At 68.4% G+C, this 19798-nt stretch carries 22 protein-coding genes; 10 read left to right on the top strand and 12 right to left on the bottom strand.

Translation table 11 applies throughout. From position 1 onward, the window contains the following. Entirely contained in the window at nucleotides 1–1107 is a 1107-nt protein-coding gene (locus AC0IZJ_RS06580) for a flagellar basal body P-ring protein FlgI (protein ID WP_471847885.1), read from the bottom strand. 220 nt (nucleotides 1108–1327) lie between these two features. On the opposite strand from AC0IZJ_RS06580, the gene AC0IZJ_RS06575 reads away from it, so the two are divergent. The 7 genes from AC0IZJ_RS06575 (at nucleotide 1328) to AC0IZJ_RS06545 (ending at nucleotide 8179) form a co-directional block, all read left to right on the top strand. Beyond that, nucleotides 1328–1729 carry a hypothetical protein gene (locus AC0IZJ_RS06575; RefSeq protein WP_471847883.1) on the top strand — a complete coding sequence of 134 codons (402 nt, stop codon included), beginning with the start codon at nucleotides 1328–1330 and terminating at the stop codon, nucleotides 1727–1729. A gap of 348 nt (nucleotides 1730–2077) precedes the next feature. Continuing rightward, nucleotides 2078–3163, top strand: a complete 1086-nt coding sequence (locus AC0IZJ_RS06570) for a glycosyltransferase (RefSeq protein ID WP_471847881.1) — start codon at nucleotides 2078–2080, stop codon at nucleotides 3161–3163. Between the two features lie 163 nt (nucleotides 3164–3326). Next, entirely contained in the window at nucleotides 3327–4250 is a 924-nt protein-coding gene (locus AC0IZJ_RS06565) for a glucosamine inositolphosphorylceramide transferase family protein (RefSeq protein ID WP_471847879.1), read from the top strand. A gap of 47 nt (nucleotides 4251–4297) precedes the next feature. Next, nucleotides 4298–4705 (top strand): GntR family transcriptional regulator, encoded by a 408-nt coding sequence (locus AC0IZJ_RS06560; RefSeq protein ID WP_471847877.1) that lies wholly within the window; start codon nucleotides 4298–4300, stop codon nucleotides 4703–4705. Further along, the gene (locus AC0IZJ_RS06555; protein ID WP_471847875.1) at nucleotides 4702–5541 is read left to right on the top strand and encodes an ABC transporter ATP-binding protein; all 840 of its coding nucleotides are present in this window, start codon (nucleotides 4702–4704) and stop codon (nucleotides 5539–5541) included. The genes AC0IZJ_RS06560 and AC0IZJ_RS06555 overlap by 4 nt, the downstream gene beginning before the upstream one ends. Next, nucleotides 5538–6884 carry a hypothetical protein gene (locus tag AC0IZJ_RS06550; RefSeq protein ID WP_471847873.1) on the top strand — a complete coding sequence of 449 codons (1347 nt, stop codon included), beginning with the start codon at nucleotides 5538–5540 and terminating at the stop codon, nucleotides 6882–6884. Before AC0IZJ_RS06555 ends, AC0IZJ_RS06550 begins: the two co-directional genes overlap by 4 nt. A gap of 38 nt (nucleotides 6885–6922) precedes the next feature. After that, entirely contained in the window at nucleotides 6923–8179 is a 1257-nt protein-coding gene (locus tag AC0IZJ_RS06545; protein WP_471847871.1) for an amidohydrolase, read from the top strand. On the opposite strand, the gene AC0IZJ_RS06540 is transcribed toward AC0IZJ_RS06545, so the two are convergent. Genes AC0IZJ_RS06540 through flgB form a run of 7 tightly spaced genes read right to left on the bottom strand, consistent with a single transcriptional unit; the run spans nucleotide 8180 to nucleotide 13245 of the window. Then, entirely contained in the window at nucleotides 8180–8848 is a 669-nt protein-coding gene (locus AC0IZJ_RS06540; protein WP_471847869.1) for a flagellar basal body L-ring protein FlgH, read from the bottom strand. 11 nt (nucleotides 8849–8859) lie between these two features. Continuing rightward, nucleotides 8860–9642 (bottom strand): flagellar basal-body rod protein FlgG, encoded by a 783-nt coding sequence (gene flgG / locus AC0IZJ_RS06535; protein ID WP_471847867.1) that lies wholly within the window; start codon nucleotides 9640–9642, stop codon nucleotides 8860–8862. Between the two features lie 2 nt (nucleotides 9643–9644). Then, on the bottom strand, nucleotides 9645–10370 hold the full coding sequence (gene flgF, locus AC0IZJ_RS06530; RefSeq protein ID WP_471847865.1) for a flagellar basal-body rod protein FlgF: 726 nt from the start codon (nucleotides 10368–10370) through the stop codon (nucleotides 9645–9647). Nucleotides 10371–10395: 25 nt separating this feature from the next. Continuing rightward, nucleotides 10396–11712: a flagellar hook protein FlgE gene (gene flgE, locus AC0IZJ_RS06525; RefSeq protein WP_471847863.1), complete on the bottom strand. Its 1317-nt coding sequence runs from the start codon at nucleotides 11710–11712 to the stop codon at nucleotides 10396–10398. 32 nt (nucleotides 11713–11744) lie between these two features. Further along, on the bottom strand, nucleotides 11745–12404 hold the full coding sequence (locus tag AC0IZJ_RS06520; RefSeq protein WP_471847861.1) for a flagellar hook assembly protein FlgD: 660 nt from the start codon (nucleotides 12402–12404) through the stop codon (nucleotides 11745–11747). Then, nucleotides 12404–12820 (bottom strand): flagellar basal body rod protein FlgC, encoded by a 417-nt coding sequence (gene flgC / locus AC0IZJ_RS06515; protein ID WP_471847859.1) that lies wholly within the window; start codon nucleotides 12818–12820, stop codon nucleotides 12404–12406. Before flgC ends, AC0IZJ_RS06520 begins: the two co-directional genes overlap by 1 nt. An 11-nt stretch (nucleotides 12821–12831) precedes the next feature. Then, nucleotides 12832–13245: a flagellar basal body rod protein FlgB gene (gene flgB, locus AC0IZJ_RS06510; protein WP_471847857.1), complete on the bottom strand. Its 414-nt coding sequence runs from the start codon at nucleotides 13243–13245 to the stop codon at nucleotides 12832–12834. Between the two features lie 146 nt (nucleotides 13246–13391). Between flgB and flgA the strand changes: the two genes are divergently transcribed. The 3 genes from flgA to AC0IZJ_RS06495 all read left to right on the top strand — a co-directional run bounded on the left by flgA (nucleotide 13392) and on the right by AC0IZJ_RS06495 (nucleotide 14954). Beyond that, complete coding sequence (gene flgA / locus AC0IZJ_RS06505; RefSeq protein WP_471847855.1) at nucleotides 13392–14090, top strand: flagellar basal body P-ring formation chaperone FlgA; 699 nt, start codon at nucleotides 13392–13394, stop codon at nucleotides 14088–14090. A 138-nt stretch (nucleotides 14091–14228) separates the two neighbouring features. Then, nucleotides 14229–14558, top strand: coding sequence for a flagellar biosynthesis anti-sigma factor FlgM (flgM, locus tag AC0IZJ_RS06500; RefSeq protein ID WP_471847853.1), 330 nt, complete (start codon nucleotides 14229–14231; stop codon nucleotides 14556–14558). A gap of 3 nt (nucleotides 14559–14561) precedes the next feature. Then, on the top strand, nucleotides 14562–14954 hold the full coding sequence (locus tag AC0IZJ_RS06495) for a hypothetical protein (RefSeq protein ID WP_471847851.1): 393 nt from the start codon (nucleotides 14562–14564) through the stop codon (nucleotides 14952–14954). 117 nt (nucleotides 14955–15071) lie between these two features. Here the strand turns inward: AC0IZJ_RS06495 and AC0IZJ_RS06490 are convergent, their stop codons facing one another. From AC0IZJ_RS06490 to AC0IZJ_RS06475, 4 genes are all read right to left on the bottom strand, one after another. Next, nucleotides 15072–15443: a hypothetical protein gene (locus tag AC0IZJ_RS06490; RefSeq protein WP_471847849.1), complete on the bottom strand. Its 372-nt coding sequence runs from the start codon at nucleotides 15441–15443 to the stop codon at nucleotides 15072–15074. Nucleotides 15444–15671: 228 nt separating this feature from the next. Continuing rightward, nucleotides 15672–16103: a DUF1841 family protein gene (locus AC0IZJ_RS06485; protein ID WP_471847847.1), complete on the bottom strand. Its 432-nt coding sequence runs from the start codon at nucleotides 16101–16103 to the stop codon at nucleotides 15672–15674. 94 nt (nucleotides 16104–16197) lie between these two features. Then, nucleotides 16198–17745, bottom strand: a complete 1548-nt coding sequence (locus AC0IZJ_RS06480; RefSeq protein WP_471847845.1) for a ComEC/Rec2 family competence protein — start codon at nucleotides 17743–17745, stop codon at nucleotides 16198–16200. A gap of 13 nt (nucleotides 17746–17758) precedes the next feature. Then, nucleotides 17759–19708 (bottom strand): hypothetical protein, encoded by a 1950-nt coding sequence (locus AC0IZJ_RS06475; protein ID WP_471847843.1) that lies wholly within the window; start codon nucleotides 19706–19708, stop codon nucleotides 17759–17761. Nucleotides 19709–19798 lie beyond the last annotated feature (90 nt).

The following is a 19798-nucleotide window of genomic DNA, read 5'->3' as shown; positions in this document are numbered from 1 at the left end:
TCAGATCACCTCCAGCTCGGCGTTCAAAGCGCCCGCGCTCTTCATGGCCTGCAGGATGGCGAGCAGATCCTGGGGCGTGGCGCCAAGCGAGTTCAGCGCCTTGACGACGTCCGACAGCCGCGCGCCGGCCGGCAGCTGGATGAGGCTGCCCGGCTCCTGGCGGATGGAGATGTCGGCCTTCTCGGTGACCACCGTCTGACCGCTGGACAGTGCATTGGGCTGACTGATGACGGGCGTGGAACTGATGGTCACCGACAGGCTGCCGTGGGCCACGGCGCAGGACGACAGCGTGACGGCCTGGTTCATGACGATGGAGCCGGTGCGCGCATTGATGACGATGCGGGCGGCCGGCGCGGCCATGTCGATCGCGAGGTTCTCGACATCGGCCAGGAAGCCGACGCGCTCGTCCGGCGTGGCCGGGGCGCGCACGCGCACGACGCGGCCGTCCAGCGCCTGCGCGGTGCCGGCGCCCTTGGCCTTGTTGATGGCCTGGGCGACGGCGCGGGCGGTGGTGTAGTCGCTGCTGTTGAGGTCGAGCTGGATGCTGTCGCCCTGGGCCAGCGGCGTCGGCACCGAGCGCTCGACGAGCGCGCCCGCCGGGATCCGGCCGGCGCTGAGGTGGTTGATCTGCACCTTGGAGCCGCCTGCGGAGGCACCGGCACCGCCAACGACCAGGTTGCCCTGGGCGATGGCGTAGATCTGGCCATCCGCGCCGCGCAGAGGCGTGGCGATCAGCGTGCCGCCGCGCAGGCTCTTGGCATTGCCGATGGACGACACATTGATGTCCAGCTGCTGGCCGGGCTGGGCGAAGGGCGGCAGCGAGGCCGTCACCATGACGGCGGCGATATTGCGCGGCTGCATGGTCACGCCCTGGGGCAGGATGACGCCGAACTGCTGCAGCATGGCTGCCAGGCTCTGGCCCGTGAAGGGCGCCTGCGTCGTCTGGTCGCCGGTGCCGTCCAGGCCCACGACGAGGCCGTAGCCCGTCAAGGGGTTGGAGCGCACGCCGGCCACGGAGGCGACCTCCTTGATGCGAGCGGCTTGCGCCGGTGCGACAGGGGCCAGCACGACGGCCAGGGCGAGGAGGATGACTTGCAGGTACTTCACTCGGCAGATTCTGCGGATGCTTGAGCCCGCGAAGCCGCAGAAAAGGGCGGTCACGGTCTGCCTTTTCAAAACCGTCGTGGCGCCCTGTCAGCGCGTGTGGTGATTTATCACGCTGTAAGGCCGGGCCTTGCCGCGCGACCACTGGCCACCTGTGAAGTTCTGAGGCGCCCAGTCGGCACAGCGATCCCTTCCAAACCCTCTTCCATTTCTGGAGATCGAGATGAACACCCGCTATTGCCTGCTGCCCATGATCCTTGCCACTGCGCTTGCCGCTGTTTCGCTGCCCGGCCACGCCCAGAGCCTGACGCGCGAACAGGTCAAGATGGACACCGCCACGTTCCTGCATCTGATGCGCTGGGACGAGTCCACCAGCATGTGGGTGCTGAAGTCCGGCATGGAGCCGCCCAAGGGCGTGCGCCCGCGCAGCGAAGTGCTGGGCATGCTGGACCAGTTCCTGCGCATGAACGTGTATGACGACACCATCGGCTCATGGGTGCCGCAGAAGGCGCCGCGCGACATGAGCACGCTGACGCGCGAGCAGGTCAACATGGAGACGCAGCGCTTCCTGATGATGTACCGCTACGACGAGTCCCGCAGCGAGTGGGTCAGCCGCGTGCGCTGAAGCGCCGCTCGACCGCTGCGGTGCCTCGGCGCCGCCCCCTAAGTCGCCCGACCGCCCGGTCCGGCGGCTTTCTCGCTGCAAGCTTGGGCTCAGGTCGGACGTTGCGCGACGTGAGATTCTGTCAATCCCAACCCCTGCCTCCGCCGCGGTGTTGCGGGTGCCGGGATGGCAGTCCGATCTGAGCAAGCCACCTACAGGTTTTCCCGCAGATCCTGCGTCTTGCGGGCGTTTGCCGCAATTTGCCTCGTGTAACACTCACTTCGGGGGAGGCGAACGACAGGTTTCTGAATGTGTCTGTCAGTAAAGTTTTATTTGCTGATTCGCCACACTCTGTTCGCCAAACCTGCCATGCCCCCGCCCTTCGAACCGCTGACTCTGGTTCATGTCGTGTTTTCGTCTCGCATCGCGGGCGGTGAACGGCACTGCATCGACCTCGCCAACGCCCAGGCCGCCCTTGGCCACCGCGTCCACGTCATCGGTTCGGCCGGTTCCGCCGTGGCCGGCGCGCTGGCACCGAACGTGAGTTTTCATGGCCTGAAGTTGCCGCTGCTGCGTGGCTGGCGAGTCGCTGCGCTGGCGCGCCGCCTGGGCGCCGACGTCTGCCACGGCCACCTCGGCCCCGCCTGCAAGGCCGTTGCCCACGTCCGCCGTGCGTCGCGCATCGGCACGCTGCATGTGGGCTTCAAGCCCCATCACCATGGGCGCCTGGACGGCCTCGTCTGCGTCAATCGCGCCCAGCACGAGAGCCTTCCGGGTGACCGCGAAGCCCTGGCTAGCGTCATCTACAACTGGGCGCCCGAACGCGATGCCAGGGCCGCCACCCGCCACACCGATCTGCGCGCCGAGCTCGGCCTGGCGCCCGGCCAGCTGCTGGTGGGCAGCGTCGGCCGCCTGCATGTCAGCAAGGGCATGGACCTGCTGATCGCCGGCTTCATGGCCCACGCACCGACCGACGCCGTGCTCGCCATCCTGGGCGAAGGCCCCGATGAAGCCGCGTTGAAGCAACTGGCCGCCGGCGATGCACGCGTCCGCCTGCTGGGCTTTCGCAGCGATGTCGACCAGGCGCTGAAGTCATTCGACCTCTTCGTGTCACCATCGCGCGAGGAAGCCTTCCCGCTGGCCATCCTGGAGGCCATGCGTGCCGGCCGGCCGGTGCTGTCCACCGCCACGCAAGGCCCGCGCGAGATGCTGGCGGGCCAGCCCGCGCGCCTCGTGCCGGTGGGCGACGCCGACCTGCTCGGCCGTGCCATCGCCGAGGAACTCGCCCGCCTGCGCTCCGTTCCTGCTGGCGCCAGGGGCGTCAGCTACGCCACCGCCGCCTATGACCGCAGCAACGCGGTGGCCCGCACGCTCGGCTTCTATCGCGACGTGATGCTCAGCCAGGCCACCCAGGCCCAGCACTTCGACGACGAGGAAGAGGTGATCGTCGCCTAGGAGAAGGTGCGAACGGCCTCCCCACGCCCGCTCATTCCGCCGCAACGCCGCCACTCTGCGTTACAAATGCGCGCCGTAGCCCGAGCTACGGCTCCGCTTTGCGCCTTGATTGGCGCCGCCGCGACGGCCTGCTCGGTCGCGTGGAACCCATCCACACCTTCTCATGATCAAAAGGCCCCGGACCGACTTCTGGCAAGTCGGCATCGTTCCGCTTCCGGTTCAAGAAGTCGACGCACGCAGCCTGAGCGCCGTGCGCGAGCGCATCACCTGGCTGCCCGAGGCCGGCGCATGGCGCTACCTGGCCGATCCCTTCGGCCTGGTGAGGGGCGACGCGCTGCATGTCTTCGTCGAGGCTTTTGACTACCGCATCAAGCGCGCCCACATCGAGCGCCATGAATTCGCGCTGGGCGACTTGAGCTGGCGCGGCCAGGCGACGGTGCTGGACAAGCCCTTTCACCTGTCTTACCCGCAGGTCTTCGAGCACGGCGGCGAGACGTGGATGGTGCCGGAGAGCTTCCAGGCCGGCGAGATCGCCCTCTACCGCGCGAGCGATGCCTCGCTGAACCACTGGGCCCGTGAGTGCGCGCTGCTCGCTGGCGTGCCGGGGGCGGACGCTTCCCTCATCGAGCATGACGGGCGCTGGTGGATGTTCTACACGCTGGTGGGCCCGAACGCGCGTGACCAGCGCGAGCTGCACGTCGCCCACGCACCGGCGCTGACCGGGCCGTGGACGCCGCTGGCCGGCAACCCGGTGCGTGTCAGTCGCGACGGTGCCCGCCCGGCGGGCCGTCCCTTCGTCGGGCGTGACGGCGTGTTGACGCTGCCGGTGCAGGACAGCTCCACCGGTTATGGCAGCGCCACGCGGCTGCTGCGCTTCCCCATGCTGACGCCCGAGCGAGTCGTCATCGAGGCCGGCACCGAGCGACTCACCGGCGACCTCGTCAGCAGCAGCCACAGCGCCGGCCTGCACACGCTCAACGGTTGCGGCGACGCCTTCACGCTCATCGACGTGAAGCGCATCGACCGCTCGCGCGGCCGGCAGTGGCTGGACTTCAAGCGACGTTTGAAACGGCTGATGGGCGGCTGACGCAAAAGGCTTGCGATGTGTATTGTGTAAGTAATACACTGATACGCATGCCCAGCCCGCCGGCCCTCTTCGACATCCAGCCGCAGCTCGCCACGCCCATCTACCGCCAGGTGGTGGAGCAGGTGCAGCGCCTCGTCGCCGGTGGCCAATTGAACGCCGGGGATGAATTGCCCAGCGTGCGTGCCGTGGCCGAGCGGCACGCCATCAACCCCATGACCGTCAGCAAGGCCTACAGCCTGCTGGAGGCAGAAGGCCTGCTGGAGCGCCGCCGCGGCGTGGGCATGGTGGTGGCCGCTGGCGCGCAGCCTGCGCGCAAGGGGCAGGACCGCATCGCTCTGCTGGAACCCGCCCTGCAGGCGCTGGCCCGGCAGACGCAGCAGCTCGGCCTCACACCCGACCAGGTCCTCAAGGCGCTGGCGAAGGCTTTCAAGTCAACAGAACAGGACAACCCATGACCGCTGCCATCGAGGCCCGCCAGCTCAGCCTTCAACGCCGCGACGACTGGAGCTCAGCCCGCCACAGCGTGCTTGACCGCATCGACCTGTCGGTGCCGGAAGGCGCCGTGGTGGGCCTCGTCGGCCGCAACGGTGCCGGCAAGAGCACGCTGATGCGCTGCCTGCTGGGTTTGGCGACGCCCGACGAAGGCGAAGCCCGCCTGCTGGGCGAGCCAAGCCGGGCGCTGACCGACGCGGTGCGGGAGCGCCTGGGCTATGCCGCGCAGACGCCGGACCTCTTCCCTCGCCTGACCGGGGCAGAGCACCTGGACGAGATCGCCGCCGTCTACCCGAACGTGCATCTGCCCGACGCCGTCGCCCTGGCCGCCCGGCTGGACCTGCCGCTGGGGCGGCGGGCAGATGCGCTGTCGCTGGGCGACCAGCAGAAGCTCGCGGTCGTGCTGGCCTTGGCGCATGACCCCGACCTGCTGCTGCTGGACGAGCCGGTGGCCAGCCTCGACCCGATCTCGCGCCGCGACTTCATGCGGGCGCTGTTCTCGCTGCGCCGCAAGCCGGAGCCGCGCACGGTGCTCGTGTCCAGCCATTTGCTCAGCGACCTGGAACGGGTGGTGAGCCATGTGCTGTTCATGCGCGAAGGGCGGGTGCAGCTCTTCATCGAGTGGGACGAGGCGGTCGAGCATCTGCGCTGCGTGCCGGCGCGCGAGCCCGACCCGGCCGGTCTGCACTGGAGCGCCGCCCAGGGCGGGCAGTTGCTGGTGGACAGCCGGCATCGCCCGGAAGCCGCCGGCCAGCCCGGCCTGGGTATGGAAGACCTGTTGGAGGTGCTGAACACATGATCGCCATTGCCACCACGTCGATAGGGGGCGAGCCGCAGGCCTTCGGGCTGCCGCTGCTGACCCGCATGCTGCCCGGCTTGATCAGCGTTGTCGCGCTGCTGCCGGCCTCGCTGGCGCTGGAGTTCCGCGGCGCGGCGAGCGTGCTGCTGCCGTTTCTGATTGTCCAGGGCACGCTGCTGGCTCTCGGGGCGGGCGCTCTCGTCATGGCTGCGCACGACCGTCTGTGCCACTGGGAGAGCCGGGTCGCACCAATGGGCGCGCGAGATCGCGTGCGCGCCGGGTTGTTGAGCGACGTCTGGCGCATGGGCGCCATCGGCTTGTTCGGCCCGCTGGTCCTGGCCCTGATGCTGGCCTGGCGGGGCGACGGCTGGGAGCCGGTGTTCAGTGCGTTGGCGGTGCCAGCCACCTGCCTGTGTGGCGGCCTGGTCGCGGCACTGAGCTGGCATGGCCGCGCCCCGCGCCTGCTGCTGGTGCCTGCGCTGGCCGTGCTGGTTGCGCTGCTTGGCCTGCCGGGCGAGGGAACCTTGGACAGCGCCTGGCAGCTGATGGCCGCCGCCGCGGTTGCTGCGCTGCTGTGGCGCTGGCTCGTGTCGCGCCGTGCGCTGGCCGTGCTGGCGCCGCCGCTGCCGCGACCTCGGCCCTTCGCCTGGCTGCGCCGAACGGCGGCCTACCAGAACTGGCGCGTGACCAGTGGCCTCGAACCGACGGCGCCGATCCGCCGTAGCAGCGACCGCTACCGTTCCGTGGGCGTACTGCTGCCGCTGATATGGCTACCGCAGCTGGTTGGCCAGGGTGACCGGCTGCGCTGGCTCAGCTGGGGGCAGGCCTATCAAGGCGCCTATGACGGCGTGATCTACGGCGGCTGCATGCTGCTGGTCACCCTCATCGCCGCCAGTTGCTACGTGGCGCCACCGCTGCATTGGCGCTTGCGCCTCGCGCCTGGTGGTATGAGCCCGCAGCGCTGGGCGGTGCGCATGGTGCTGGGATCCATGAGCGCTGCCGCGGCGCTGTTCACGGTCGCGCTGGGCCTTGTCATGCTGTTCAAGGCGAGCGGTAGCCAGTACCTCAATGCCGGCACCTGGCTCTCGCTGATGGGCGACGTGCTGGTGGGAAGCAGCCTCGTGCACTGGCTGCAGGGCCGGCGCCTGCGGGGTTGGAAGGTCGTGCTCATGATGGCGGCCATTGCTGCAGCGCCCGCCCTGCTGTTGTACGGCTTGCTATGGCTCGGCATGGCGCCGCAGCGGGGCGGCGTGTGGCTGGCAGTCCAGCTGGCGCTGGCCTTGCCGCTGACGCTGGCCGCGATACGCGCCTGGAGCCGTCGTGACCTCAACGAGGTGAGCTGAGTTCATACTGGCACCGTTCGCCCCGGGGAAGTTCACCGATGTCATTGACCACAGAGATCGACGCGGCCGCTCTGGCACTTCAAGACCAGGTCATCGCCTGGCGACGCGACCTGCATGCCCACCCCGAGCTCGGCAACCGCGAGTTCCGCACCGCCGGCATCGTCGCCGAGCACCTGCGTTCGCTGGGCTTTGACGACGTCAAGACCGGCGTGGCCCACACCGGCGTCGTCGGCCTGCTCAAGGGCGGCAAGCCCGGTGGCGTGGTCGCGCTGCGCGCCGACATGGACGGCCTTCCGGTCACCGAGGAAGTCGAGCTGCCCTTCGCCTCCAAGGCCCGCGCGGTCTGGAACGGCGAGGAGGTGGGCGTCATGCACGCCTGCGGGCACGACTGCCATGTCGCCATCCTGCTGGGCGTGGCCACCATCCTGGCCGGCCTTCGCGCCGACATCCCGGGCAGCGTGAAGTTCATCTTCCAGCCCGCCGAGGAGATGCCGCCCGTGGGAGAGGAGGGCGGCGCGGCGCTGATGATCAAGGAGGGCGCGCTGGAGAACCCGACGCCGGGTGCCATCTTCGGCCTGCATGTCACGTCGCGGCAGCACGCCGGCGTCATCGGCTACCGGCCGGGGCCGACCATGGCCAGCAGCGACTACTTCAAGATCACCGTGCTGGGCAAGCAGACGCATGGCGCCGCACCCTGGCTGGGCATCGACCCCATCGTCACATCGGCGCAGATCGTGCTGGGCCTGCAGACCATCGTCAGCCGCACGCTGGACCTGAACCGCGAGCCGGCTGTCGTCACCATCGGCGCCATCAAGGGCGGCGTGCGCGAGAACATCATTCCGGACTCGGTCGAGATGCGCGGCACCATCCGCAGCTTCGACGAAGGCATGCGCGACGCCATCCACGAGCGCATCACGACGTTGGCAGAGGGCATCTCGGCCGCGTCGCGTGCGACCTGCAAGGTCTGCATCACCAAGAACTATCCGGTCACGCGCAACGACCCGGTGCTGACCGAGCAGATGGTGCCGACGCTGACCCGCGTGGCCAGTACGGGTCCGCGCCCCGTGGGCATCGAGGTGGTGCCCAAGGCGACCGGCGCGGAAGACTTTTCCTTCTTCCAGCGCATCATCCCTGGCCTGTTCTTCTTCGTCGGCGTGACGCCGCCGGAGATCGAGCCGAGCAAGGCCTACTCCAACCACTCGCCGCGCTTCATCGTCGACGAGCGCGGCCTGGAGGTGGGCGTGCGGGCGCTGGCCCACCTGGCTGTGGACTACCTCGCCAGCAAGGCCGGCTGATCAGCTCGGCGCGATGTTCAGGAAGAAGCGCGAAAGCCAGCCCACCGAGTGAGCATCGGCCGTGGCGCCGCGGCCGCGTTGCTCGATGCGCACGTTGGCCACCGATGTGGACGGCACCGCATTGCCCTGGGCAATCATGCGCGGATCGACCTGGCCGGAGAAGCGCAGCACGTCGACGTTGCGGTTGACGCCGATCTGCTTCTCGCCGCTGATCATCAGGTGGCCGTTGGGCAGCACGCCGGTGACCACGGCGGTGATGGCGCCGGTGAACTCGTTGGTGTTCTGGTTGCTGCCCTTGCCCTTGTTGTCGTTGGCCGAGCCGGCCGCGGCCGTGGCGCGGCTGAAGGCCTTGGGCGAAATGCCGGGAACGGCGCTGACTTCGGCAGAAAGGCTGCCGGTCTTGCTCAGCTCGCTGGTGCTGGTCTGCGAGGCCGACACGCGCTCGGTGATGTTCACGGTCAGCGTGTCGCCCACGAGGCGAGCGCGGTGGTCCTCGAACAGCGGACGGTAGCTGGCGGCCTGGTAGATGGAGCCGTTGGTGGCGGCGTAAGGCTGCACCGGCGGCAGGTTGACGACGGGCGTGTGCGCCAGCTCCACCTGGGGCTGGGGGTAGGGCGCGGCGCAGCCGGCGAGCAGGGCGGCGGTGGCAAGGAAAGCAAGGAACTTCATGGCGGACTGCCTTAGATCTGAGCGAGCTTCTGCAGCATCTGGTCCGACGTCTGCACGGCCTTGGAATTCAGCTCGTAGGCGCGCTGGGTCTGGATCATCTGCACCAGCTCCTCAACCACGTTGACGTTGGACGTTTCCACGAAGCCCTGCTGCAGTGCGCCTATGCCGTTGTTGTTGGGCGCGCCGGTGTTGGGCGTGCCGCTGGCGGCGGTCTCGGCGAAGAGGTTCTGGCCCTTGGGGTCCAGACCGGCCGGGTTCACGAAGGTGGCGAGCTGCAGCTGGCCGACCGTCTGCGCCGTGGCCTGGCCCGGCAGCGTGACGCTGACGGTGCCGTCGTTGCCGATGGTCAGGCTCTGCGCGTTGGCGGGAATGGTGACGCCGGGCAGCAGCGTGTAGCCGTTGTTCGTCACCATCTGGCCGTTGGCATTCAGCTGGAAGCTGCCGTCCCGCGTGTACGAGGTTGTGCCGTCGGGCATCTGGATCTGGAAGAAGCCGTCGCCCTTGATGGCCAGGTCCAGGTTGTTGCTGGTCTGCTGCAGGTTGCCCTGCGTGTAGATGCGGGCCGTGGCCACCGGGCGCACGCCCAGGCCCACCTGCAGGCCGGTGGGCAGAGTCGTTTGCTCGGTGCTGTTGGCGCCGGCCTGGCGCATGTTCTGGTAGATCAGATCCTCGAAGACGGCATGCGAGCGCTTGTAGCCGTTGGTGGCCACGTTGGCGAGGTTGTGCGAGATGCTGTCCAGCTGGGTCTGCTGGGCTTCCATGCCGGTCTTGGCAATCCAGAGCGAGCGCATCATGGTCAGGTACTCCCTAAAAGTTTGGCGGACTGCTGACCTTGGGTCTGGGCGATCTGCATGAGCTTCATCTGCTGCTCGAATTGACGGCCGGCGGCGATCATGGCGACCATGGTCTCGACCGGGCTGACGTTGGAGCCTTCCAGTGCGCCGTCCTGCAGCCGGGCCGTGGCGTCGGCGGGCAGGTCGCCATCGGCGGCGCGGAAGAGGCCGTCGTCGCCGCGCGTCAGTGGCGTTTCGGACGTGACCAGCTTGAGCCGGCCCACCGTCGTCGGTTTCTGGTTGGGCGACTTGGCGCTGATGGTGCCGTCGCTGCCGATCTCCACCGCGCTGTTGGGCGGGATGTTGATGGGCCCGCCGTCCCCCAGCACCGGCATGCCGTTGCGCATGACGAGCAGGCCTTCGGCGTTCACGTCCAGCGAGCCGGCGCGTGTGTAGGCCTCGGTGCCGTCGTTGCTCTGCACGGCCAGCCAGGCCTTGCCCTGCATGGCGACGTCGAGGTTGCGGCCGGTCGGCGTGAGCGGCCCCTGCGCGTCGTTGTAGCCGATGGTGGTTTCCAGCGCGAAGGCGCGCGTCGAGGCGCCGTCGCCGCGCACCGGCACGGCGCGGAAAGCCTGCAGCTCGGCGCGAAAGCCGTTGGTCGTGACGTTGGCGAGGTTGTGCGAGAGCACGTCCTGCCGCTGCATGGCCGCTTTCGCGCCGGCCATCGAGAGGTAGATCATGCGGTCCATCGCGCGTCCTCAGCCGTGGTGGTGTTCAGCGCAGGTTGACGATGGTCTGCAGGACCTGATCCTGCGTCTTGATCGTCTGCGCATTGGCCTGGTAGGCACGCTGTGCGGTCACCATGTTGACCAGCTCGGCGGTCAGGTCGACGTTGCTCTCCTCCAGCGCGCCGGACTGAAGCGCGCCCATGTTGCCGTCGCCCGGCACGCCGACGACCGCGTCGCCCGAGTTCACCGTGCGGATCCAGACGTTGCCGCCCATGGTCTGCAGGCCCTGCGGGTTGCGGAAGTTGGCCAGCTCGACCTGGCCGGCCGGCTTGCTCTGGCCGTTGGAGTAGCGCGCCTGGATGATGCCGTTGTTGGCCACCGTGATGCCGGTCAGCTGGCCCGGGGCGTAGCCGTCCTGGGACAGGTTGGTCACGGCGAAGCTGCTGCCGTTCTCGGTGGCGCCTGTCATGTCCAGCTGGATGTTGGGAATGGCCAGCGTCGTGTAGCCGCGCGCGCTGGTGCCGGCCGGCACGCTCATGCTGATGGGCGTGGTCGGGATCGTCGGCGAGCCGCCGGTGGACGGGAAGGTCAGGGTGGTGAAGGGCGCCGTCGGGTTGCCAAAGGCGTCCAGCGCGATCGCCCCGCCGGCGGAATCGGTGTCGAAGGGCGTGCCGTTCGCGGTGGCGTAGACGTTCCAGGTGTCGCTGCCGTCGGCGGCGGGCGCGGCCTTCTGGAAGTAGAAGGTCACGGCCACGTCCTGGCCCTTGGCGTCGTAGACGGTCATGGACGTGGCGTTGTTGTAGGTCGTGCTGTCCGACAGGTCCATGCCCGTGCCGGTGCCGCCGCCCGGCGCGGTGGCGACCAGGCGCGAGTCGAGGTTGAACTCCATCTTCACCTCGGAAGAGACCGCCGGCGGGATGCCGCCCGTGGGCAGCTGCAGCGGCTGAGCCGTGCCCGGCTGGATGACGCCGGCACCGTTGGCCGGGTAACCCATCAGCTTGAGCTGGTCGTTGTTGACGATGAAGCCGTCCTTGCTGATCTTGAACTGGCCGTTGCGGGTGTAGCGCGTCGGGTTGGCGCCGTCGCTGACCTGGAAGAAGCCGCCGCCGTTGATGGCGAGGTCCATCGGGTTCTCGGTCGTCGAGATGTTGCCCTGCGTGAACTGCTGGGCAACGGCCTGCAGGCTGGTGCCGATGCCGACCTGGTTGGAACCGGCGCCGTTCAGCGCGGCGGCGTAGACGTCGGAGAACTCGGCCCGCGACCCCTTGGAACCGAAGGTGCCCGAGTTGGCGATGTTGTTGCCGATGACGTCCAGGTTCTTGGAAGCGGCGTTGAGCCCGGAAAGGCCTTGCTGGAAGCTCATGGAGGAGTCCTTGCTGTCGTGCGGGTAGGAGTTCAGTTGACGGCCGAGACGGACGTGTAGTCCACGGGGCCGAGGCGTTCGAGATTCAGCTTGAGGCTGCCGCCCTCGCTGTAGACGGCGTTGACCTTGTCGTAGGCGTAGGTCGTCGACGCCACAGGGGCGGTGCCGTTGGTGGCGGTGATGCGGTACTTGACCTCGGCCCCTTCGGCGGCGAGCGTGCCGGCCTTCCAGGTGAAGGTCTGGCGGCCCGAGCCCTGGGCGCCGAGCTGCTGGGTGTCGATGACGTTGCCGGCCGGGCCGAGGATCTCGAGCTTGACGTTCTTGGCCGCGCCGTCCAGCTCGTAGCTGCCCTCGGCCACGAGGCTGTCTCCGGTCTCGCCCTTGACAACCTCGATCTTGTCGCTCGGCACGCTGACCTCGCGGCCCACCAGCGAGATCGACTGCAGCGCCTGCATCTGGCCGAGCTGGCCGCCCAGGCTCTTGATGCTGGTGTCCAGCGTGGACAGGCTCGTCACCTGCTGGATCTGCGCCATCTGGCTCGTCACCTGGGCGTTGTCCATGGGGTTGAGCGGGTCCTGGTTGTTCATCTGTGCGACGAGCAGCTTCAGGAAACGGTCCTGGGTCTCGGCGGCGTTCTTGGCCGAAACGGTGGGCGTGCTCGTCGAGCTGCCGTTGAGTGCGGTGATGTCCATCAGCTTTGGCCCAGTTGCAGCGTCTTGAGCAGCAGGTTCTTGGCCGTGCCCATGACTTCGATGTTGTTCTGATAGGAGCGCGAGGCGGAGATCATGTTGACCATCTCCTCCACCGGGTTCACGTTGGAATAGGTCACATAGCCCTCGGCATCGGCCTGCGGGTGCTTGGGGTCGTGGATGCGGCGGCCAGGCGTCTGGTCCTCGCTGATGTTGGACACGCGCACGCCCGCGTTGCCGCTGTCGTTGCCCGCGCCCAGCAACTGGGTCTGGAAGACGACCTGGCGCGCCTTGTAGGCCTGGCCGTCCGGGCCGGCCACCGTGTCGGCGTTGGCCAGGTTGCTGGCCACCACGTTGAGGCGCTGGCTCTGCGCGCTGACCGCGCTGCCCGACACATGAAAGATCTGGAACATCGACATGGCTTACCCCTTCAACCCTGGTTGTGCGACTTCATCGCATCCAGCGTCGTGCGCACCGAGCCGCTGATGAAGCGCAGCGTCGCCTCGTACTTCACCGCGTTGTCGGCAAAGCTCGCACGTTCGCGGTCCATGTCGACGCCGTTGCCGTCCAGGCTGGTCTGCGACTGAAGCGCGTACTGCTTGCCGCTCTCGCCGCGAGCGCCGGCCAGCGGGGCCAGGTGTGCGCGCTGCGTGGTGGCCATGGCGCCGGCCGTGCCGACCTCGCCGGTGGCCTCCTTCAGCGCCTGGGCGAAATTGATGTCACGGGCCTGGTAGCCCGGTGTGTCGGCGTTGGCGATGTTGCTGGCGAGCAGGCGCTGGCGCTCCGACCGCAGCGTCAGGGCCTGGGTCTGGAAGTTCAGCGTGTCGGTGAGTCGGTTCAACATCTGGGGCCTCTTTCGAGGAGCGAAGCGGGAAGAGCTCCTTGCACAAATTGTCTGGAGCAGCGCCGAAAACATGAGCGGGATTAGCGGCAGCAAAGCAGCTCAATTCCGACCTAGAGAGCGCCACCCCCATCTCTAGAGTTGCGGCCATGCTGCGTCGAATTGCGTTCCTGTTGTGCTGGGCCCTGGCCGGGCTGCCCGCCCACGCCCAGACCGTCCTGGACCCCGCACTGATCGAGCGCGTGCGCCAGCTCGCCGAGGCCGCCGCCCGCGCCACCGCACCGCCCGGCACGCGCGTCGCCGTCGAGATCGGCGCGCTCGATGCCCGCCTGCGCCTGGCGCCGTGCCAGCAGGTGCAACCCTATCTGCCGCCTGGCGTGTCGGCCTGGGGCAGGAGCCGCATCGGCCTGCGCTGCACCGACGGCGTCGCCCGCTGGAATGTCACGCTGCCCGTGCGCGTGGCGGTCTTCGGCCGTGTCGTCGTCGTGAACGCACCGCTGCCGGCCGGCGTCAATTTGTCTCAAGACCAGCTGGCAATGGCCGATATCGACATCGCAGCCGAATCCGGCGCCGTCTTCACCGACCCGGCCCTGCTGATCGGGCGCACCCTGGCCCGGCCGCTTGCCGCGTCCGATGCCGTGCGCGCGCCGGCGCTGAAGTCCCGCCAGTGGTTTGCCGCCGGCGAGACCGTGCAGGTGCTGGCCGTAGGCCCTGGCTTTTCCGTCGCGTCGGAAGCCCAAGCCATGAGCGCCGGCATCGAGGGCCAGGAGGTCCGAGTGCGTTTCGAGAGCGGACGCGTCGCCAGCGGCCGCGCGGTGGGCGAGCGCAGAGTGGAGCTTCTGCTGTGAGCAAACCACCACGAATCGGGGGAACTGGCGGGAAAAACCCGCCAATTCCCGCTCAAGTTCCTAGGCCGGGGGCCGATACAAGGGGAAACTCCCCCTGCAATGCCCCAGCGGGGTCCGCCCCGCACCCTGGAGAAGCACATGAAGATCGGTAACAGCCCCAGCCCTGAAGGCACCGCCAGCCCGCCCAAGGCCGAGCAGCGCCCCGCCGCGCGCAAGCCCGAGGCCTCGGGCGAAACCGCCCGCGCCGCCGCGCCCGCTCCGGCGCCCAGTGCCCAGGTCGCCATCTCCGATGCCGCCAAGCTGGCCGCCAGCAGCGGGTCCGACGACGGCAGCTTCGACACCGCCAAGGTCCAGCGCATCTCGCAGGCCATCTCCGAGGGCAAGTTCACGATCAATGCCAACGCAATCGCGGACAAGCTGGTCGCGAATGCGCAAGAATTGCTGAGCGCGCGCGCCAACAAGCACTAATCCATGACAGCCATCGCATCGTCCACTCCGCTGAGCCCCGAACTTGAACAGCCCCTGCTGGCCGTCGAGGCGGCGCTGAACCAGCTCGGCGACGCGCTGGCCCGCCGCGATGCGGCCGCCATCGAGCAGCATTCGGCCGAGTTGCACCAGCATCTGGCCCGCGCCGTGCAGAGCTTCACCGAAGCCGCCCGCACCGGCAGCGTGCCCGCCGCGCTGCGCAACCGCCTCGTGCGCGCCGGTGGCCTGCTCGCCGCGCAACGTGAGACGCTGGCGCGCGGCAACGCCTCGCTGGACCGCGCGCTGGACGTGCTCATCCCCAGCGAACCTACTGGCTTGTACGGCGCCGGCGGCAAGGCGGAGCGCCGCAGCGTTGGGGGCGGCAGCTACACGGCCTGAACAAGCCCGCTCATTGAAAAGCCACCTCGCGAGGTGGCTTTTTTGCGTCCGGTCGCCTGACGAGCGGACAAAAAAAAGCGGCCCATCAGGGCCGCCTGTCGTTGCGTGGAACGCTGTTTACCTGGCGGCCAGGGCGGTGGCGCGGCGAGCGACCGGAGCCGGGAAGTCACCCAGCTCGCGGGCAGCGTTCTCGCCGTGGTCGGCAGTCAGCGCGGCAGTCTGCTCGACCTGCAGCTCGGTCGCCTTGACCGTCAGGATGGCTTGGCGGGGCAGCTTGGCGGTCACGATGGCGTTGGAGGCCTTGGCGGCGGCCGGCGTCGTCACTTCGACACCCTTCTCGCCCTGGATGACGGCCAGTTCGCCGCTGTTGCGCGCGGCCACCAGGTCGGCGATGACGGCTTCGCGGGTAGTTTGGGCCGAGGCGGCATCGGCAGCGATCAGCAGGGCGGCGGCGGCAATGGTGTTCAGGGCGGTGGACAGCTTGCTCATGATGAATTCCTTCAAGTTCCTTGGGCGGAGCGTTCCGCCCGGTTTGCTTGGGCATCGCGACCGCGGTGTCCATGGGCCGAACTCTAGGCAAGGGGTCTCAGTAGAAACACCAGGGGCAGAGCAATGCGTCGTTTGTGAAACGGGAACAATTAAGACTTAGGGATTTCCGTTGTGCCGATAAAAGGCGCAATCGTCGGTGCTGTACCGATCCGCCTCGGGGCTGTGCGGTCAGCGAGTCGCTGCCTGTCGCACCTTGTCCAAGTAGGCGTGGCCGTCCGGCGGCAGGCCGCTGCGCTGCGAGGCCCAGATCATTTCGCCCAGAGCCTCCATCGCCGTGTGATGCGCTTCATGGCGCGAATTGCGGCGGGCGCTCAGCAGGTCGACGGCCTGGCGTATGCCCGAGGGCTGGTCGATCGCGTGCTGCTCGGTGATCGTCAGGTGCATGGACAGGTGCAGGAAGGGGTTGGTGCGGCCTTCCTCCACCGTGTAGACCTTCTCCAGCGCGCCGGCCTCGTCCGCCAGGTCGGCGTGGTACTCCGGGTGCTCGGCGATCCAGTCGGCCGCGATGGCCTCCATCGGGATCAGCGGCGCGCCATCGCGCCATTTGCGATAGGTGGCGCAGAAGAAGCGCCGGACTTCGAGCTGGGACGGGGCGAACATGGCCGCAATTGTCGCCGTGGGACCGGAACGGCAAGCCCGTCGCAAGCAACAGCCCCGCGCCCGGCTCGGGCACAGGCCGCCCGCCTGCTCACGCTCACTTGAGGAAGTAGTCGACGAAGACGCCCGTGGCTCGCACACCTGCCGCGTCGGCGGCTGCGGTGATCTTTTCATTGACATCGGAGATCACGACACGTTGCTGTGCGCTCTTGCTCAGTGCCTTGAAGAGCGCCGGCGCAGGCATCTCCCAGCCCTTGCTGCCCTGGTTCTGCGCGGTTGCCTTGTCGAGCGCGATGAAGGCGGTGAGCTTGTCACTCGTCATCAGCGCCAGGCCGCCGACGTCGAGCGTGGCGTTGTGGCTGCAGTGGTGGCCGACCTTGTAGAAGACGGTGCGGCGCAGCAGGTCGTGCGCGGGCAGGGGGCTGCCGTTGCCGGGCAGCTTGAATGAGAGGTCGGCCCACGACAACCAGCTGCCCACCTGGGCGTCGGCCACGAAGAGCAGGACTTCCTCGGTGGCGGTGAACTCGAAGGCCAGCACGAGGCTGGTGTTGTTGGTGTCGTTGTCCAGGTCCAGGCCGAGCTGCCCGAAGGCGCCCAGCCAGTCCTCGTCAACGCAGCGCCAGGCGGCCTGCGGGTCATCGTAGGCAGTGGCCGCGCCGCCCATGAAGGTGTTGAAGAGCGGGTTGGCGGCTGACTGCGCCCCGGCGGTCGCGGGCAGGCGGCGCGGAATGCAGTGCTCATCAGCGAAGGGCCGGCATTTGCGGGCGGCATCGTCGTTGCTGTTGGCAAAGGCAGCGGCCAGGGTTTCCAGGCCCAGGTCTCCGGTCGCGCCGAGGTGGAAGATGGTGTGGTCGCGCTTCATTTTCTCGGTCACCGCGCTGGTCTTGAGCATCAGCGGGTCCAGCGGCGGGCCGAGCACGTAGACGCGCACGCCTTCAACGCCGTCCAGCTCGAAGGGCGCGCCGCCAGGCTTCAGGAAGCGCAGGTCGCCGGCGTCCTTGCCGCGCTGCTTGAGGTAGTCCATGGCCTGGGCCACGGTGCGGTCGCCGACGGAATCGTCATCGGCGCCGAAGGCGAGCAGCTCGTTGAGTCCGGTCAGCGCCGCGGGGCAGGCTGCTGGGTTCGCACCCATGACCTGCAGCAGCGTGTTGCGGGCCTTCTTGCGGGTTTCCTTGATCTTGCGGATGGCGGGCTCCGAGAGGTTCTCGGTCCAGGCCAGCCAGACGGCGCCGAAGTCGAAACCGTCGTTGAAGACCGCGCGTGCCTGGTTGAAGCCGCTGATGTGATCCTTGTGCTCGTGCGTGCCCACCACCACGTCCAGCATGGCCTTGCCGTTGGCGGGCCGGCGCCTGGCCGCCGAGTGGAGGACGCTGCCGCGGATGTGCTCGACGACACGGGTCATGGAGGCCTGGTCGCGCGCCAGCGCGCCGCAGTCGATCAGCATGTTGAAGGGCGCGGCCCCGTTGCGCGGCAGCGTGAGCAGAAAGCAGTCGCCCAGGCCGTGGCGGTACATGCGCACGCGGGCGCGGTAGACCTTGGGGCTGCGGGGAGCGACGAAGGTTGATGCGGCGGCGGCCGTGACCTTGCCCGCCACCTTCTTTGCGGGCGCCTTCTTGGCCGCTACGGGTTTGGTTGCTTTGGGCATGGTGCTTCTCCCGTCAGGCGCCGTGGCAGTGCAGGGCGGCAAAGGGCTCGTCCGCAGCGCCGTAGTAGGTTGCCGCCAGCGACTGGCCCCGCAGCTGCGCTTCGCGGAAGGCCACGATCCGTGCGATCCGCTTCTCGTCGCCAAGGCCTTTGCGGATGGCATATCGGACGACGCCGTCGTCCAGGTCGATCACCAGCGTGCTGCCGCAGTGGATGGGGTGCTGGCGCCCGTCCTCGCCGTCCGCCAGCTCGGTCTGCAGGATGGTGAGGAAGGCCTGGTTGAGCACCTGCCCGTCCTCGGTCTGGCGGCGCGCTTCGCGCAGCGAGTGGACGAAGAACATCGGCGCTGCCCGGCGGTTCTTGCGCACGCTGGGCGGGGTGCTCCCGGGCGACAGGGCCAGGCCGGTGAGCACTTCCAGCAGCCGCGCCTTGGCCATGTAGCCGCGGATGATGCCGTGCAGGCAGCGGCAGGCGGCACGGCTTTCCTGCCAGAGCTCGAAGCGGGTGCGGCAGTGGCGCAGCTTGTCCACGAGGGCCAGCAGATCGGTGTTCCTCATGAAGTCGGCAAAGGCCATCGTGGCCTCCTTGGCGTCCCCCGTCGGGTTCTCGTTGGGGGCCGCCCAGCGCAGGCTGTCCTGCGATAGGGTACGGATGTCCTGCGGATAGATGCCCCGGCGGCGGAACGCCTCGATGAAGGCGACGCGGTAGCCGTGCCGGTCCTCGGGCATCAGGTCGATGTCGGCGGTGATCAGCGCGCGCAGGAACTCGCCGAAGGTGAGGTCCACCGGTGGGCAATAGTCCAGCGCGCGAATGCACATGGTGAGGACATGGCTGGCGGCTTTGCCGGCCTCCTGCGCCAGGCGGTCGACAAGGTCGCCCTGCAGCTCACCCTGGCGCAGCACGCCGCTGCCCTCGCTCGCCAGGCGCATCAGGTCGCTGGTGCGTGATCGGTAGATGGACAGGAAGGCGTCGAACACGGCGGCCACCAGGATGGCGCCGCGCGCATGGACCTCGGTCGCCTCGTCCAGGTCCGTGGGGTCGGGGTCGTGCTTGACCCACTTCTTCAACTCGGGGCTGTAGCGGCCGATTGCATCGCGCAGGGCGCCGTGCAGGCCCTGGGCCTGGCCGAATTGGGTGGCCAACTGGCCCAGCAGGTTCTGTTCGCTCAGATCGCCTCGCGTCTTGGCGATCTGGTGGCGCAACACCTCCGGGAATGTGAAGTGCCTGAACAGCGCCACGATGTCGGCGAAGGCTTCGTGGAAGGCCAGCACATCCGGGTTGGTCGCTTCCATGAATTCGTCGTGGAAGCCGTCGAGCAGCGCATGTGCGGTCTCGTGCGCCACCACGTCGTGGGACAGGCAGGTGAACACCATGCCGCCGGGGAACTGGCCCGACGAGCGCTCCTCGGTGGCCGGAAAGTAGCCGAACAGCAGGGCGCCGCGGTTGCGGCTGTAGTAGGCATTGGCCATGCGCAGGGCATGCGGGTAGATGCGCAGCCGCTGCACGAAGCGCTGCTCGTCCGGGAGCGTCTCGCCTTCGGCCGGCTTGCGCTCGGCCCACAGGGCCTTGCGCCCGAGTGCGCGCTCGAAATGGTGGATCGTGGTCATCGCCGCCGCGTAGACCATCTGCTGGTGGAACTGCGGGTTGCCCTCGGAAGGCGCCAGGCCGTTCTGGGCCAGGATGTGCGGGTGGTCCAGGTGGACGGGCGCGTAGAAGCAGCCACTGGCCGGGTCCACGTCGATCACCTCGACATACTCGCCGCGCGGGCCGGCCTCCAGCGGCTCCCAGGGAACCCGGTAGCGGACCTCGCTGACCAGCGCCGTTTCCAGCCGCGTGGCGAGGCTGGGATCAAAGGCATAGCCGCGCAGCAGCCGGTGCGTGGGCCTGGCAGGCTGCGATGCCGCGTGAATCGGCGCGGGCGCCAGCGTCGGGGCGGGGCGAGTCGGCGTTGTCGATCTTGGCATGCGCCCTCCCAGGGGTTGCGTTCGACGCCGCACGTCGGCAGCGTGCCGCACGATAGTTGCGGCGATGGCCGCCGTCATCATCTGGCCGGC

The sequence above is a fragment of the Roseateles sp. AC306 genome (assembly GCF_979253795.1).
The sequence above is the reverse complement of the archived record's forward strand: the minus strand, read 5'-3'. Positions and strand labels throughout refer to the sequence as shown.

What these genes read in the sequence shown, in the direction of transcription:
- AC0IZJ_RS06485 (WP_471847847.1), bottom strand. Translation starts at nt 16,103, where the DNA reads ATGTTCGCCCCGTCCCAGCTCGAAGTCCGGCGCTTCTTCTGCGCCACC.
- AC0IZJ_RS06570 (WP_471847881.1), top strand. Translation starts at nt 2,078, where the DNA reads ATGCCCCCGCCCTTCGAACCGCTGACTCTGGTTCATGTCGTGTTTTCG.
- AC0IZJ_RS06545 (WP_471847871.1), top strand. Translation starts at nt 6,923, where the DNA reads ATGTCATTGACCACAGAGATCGACGCGGCCGCTCTGGCACTTCAAGAC.
- AC0IZJ_RS06490 (WP_471847849.1), bottom strand. Translation starts at nt 15,443, where the DNA reads ATGAGCAAGCTGTCCACCGCCCTGAACACCATTGCCGCCGCCGCCCTG.
- AC0IZJ_RS06475 (WP_471847843.1), bottom strand. Translation starts at nt 19,708, where the DNA reads ATGCCAAGATCGACAACGCCGACTCGCCCCGCCCCGACGCTGGCGCCC.
- AC0IZJ_RS06520 (WP_471847861.1), bottom strand. Translation starts at nt 12,404, where the DNA reads ATGGACATCACCGCACTCAACGGCAGCTCGACGAGCACGCCCACCGTT.
- AC0IZJ_RS06565 (WP_471847879.1), top strand. Translation starts at nt 3,327, where the DNA reads ATGATCAAAAGGCCCCGGACCGACTTCTGGCAAGTCGGCATCGTTCCG.
- AC0IZJ_RS06540 (WP_471847869.1), bottom strand. Translation starts at nt 8,848, where the DNA reads ATGAAGTTCCTTGCTTTCCTTGCCACCGCCGCCCTGCTCGCCGGCTGC.
- flgM (WP_471847853.1), top strand. Translation starts at nt 14,229, where the DNA reads ATGAAGATCGGTAACAGCCCCAGCCCTGAAGGCACCGCCAGCCCGCCC.
- AC0IZJ_RS06550 (WP_471847873.1), top strand. Translation starts at nt 5,538, where the DNA reads ATGATCGCCATTGCCACCACGTCGATAGGGGGCGAGCCGCAGGCCTTC.
- AC0IZJ_RS06480 (WP_471847845.1), bottom strand. Translation starts at nt 17,745, where the DNA reads ATGCCCAAAGCAACCAAACCCGTAGCGGCCAAGAAGGCGCCCGCAAAG.
- AC0IZJ_RS06575 (WP_471847883.1), top strand. Translation starts at nt 1,328, where the DNA reads ATGAACACCCGCTATTGCCTGCTGCCCATGATCCTTGCCACTGCGCTT.
- flgE (WP_471847863.1), bottom strand. Translation starts at nt 11,712, where the DNA reads ATGAGCTTCCAGCAAGGCCTTTCCGGGCTCAACGCCGCTTCCAAGAAC.
- AC0IZJ_RS06495 (WP_471847851.1), top strand. Translation starts at nt 14,562, where the DNA reads ATGACAGCCATCGCATCGTCCACTCCGCTGAGCCCCGAACTTGAACAG.
- AC0IZJ_RS06555 (WP_471847875.1), top strand. Translation starts at nt 4,702, where the DNA reads ATGACCGCTGCCATCGAGGCCCGCCAGCTCAGCCTTCAACGCCGCGAC.
- AC0IZJ_RS06560 (WP_471847877.1), top strand. Translation starts at nt 4,298, where the DNA reads ATGCCCAGCCCGCCGGCCCTCTTCGACATCCAGCCGCAGCTCGCCACG.
- flgC (WP_471847859.1), bottom strand. Translation starts at nt 12,820, where the DNA reads ATGTCGATGTTCCAGATCTTTCATGTGTCGGGCAGCGCGGTCAGCGCG.
- flgB (WP_471847857.1), bottom strand. Translation starts at nt 13,245, where the DNA reads ATGTTGAACCGACTCACCGACACGCTGAACTTCCAGACCCAGGCCCTG.
- flgG (WP_471847867.1), bottom strand. Translation starts at nt 9,642, where the DNA reads ATGATGCGCTCGCTCTGGATTGCCAAGACCGGCATGGAAGCCCAGCAG.
- flgA (WP_471847855.1), top strand. Translation starts at nt 13,392, where the DNA reads ATGCTGCGTCGAATTGCGTTCCTGTTGTGCTGGGCCCTGGCCGGGCTG.
- flgF (WP_471847865.1), bottom strand. Translation starts at nt 10,370, where the DNA reads ATGGACCGCATGATCTACCTCTCGATGGCCGGCGCGAAAGCGGCCATG.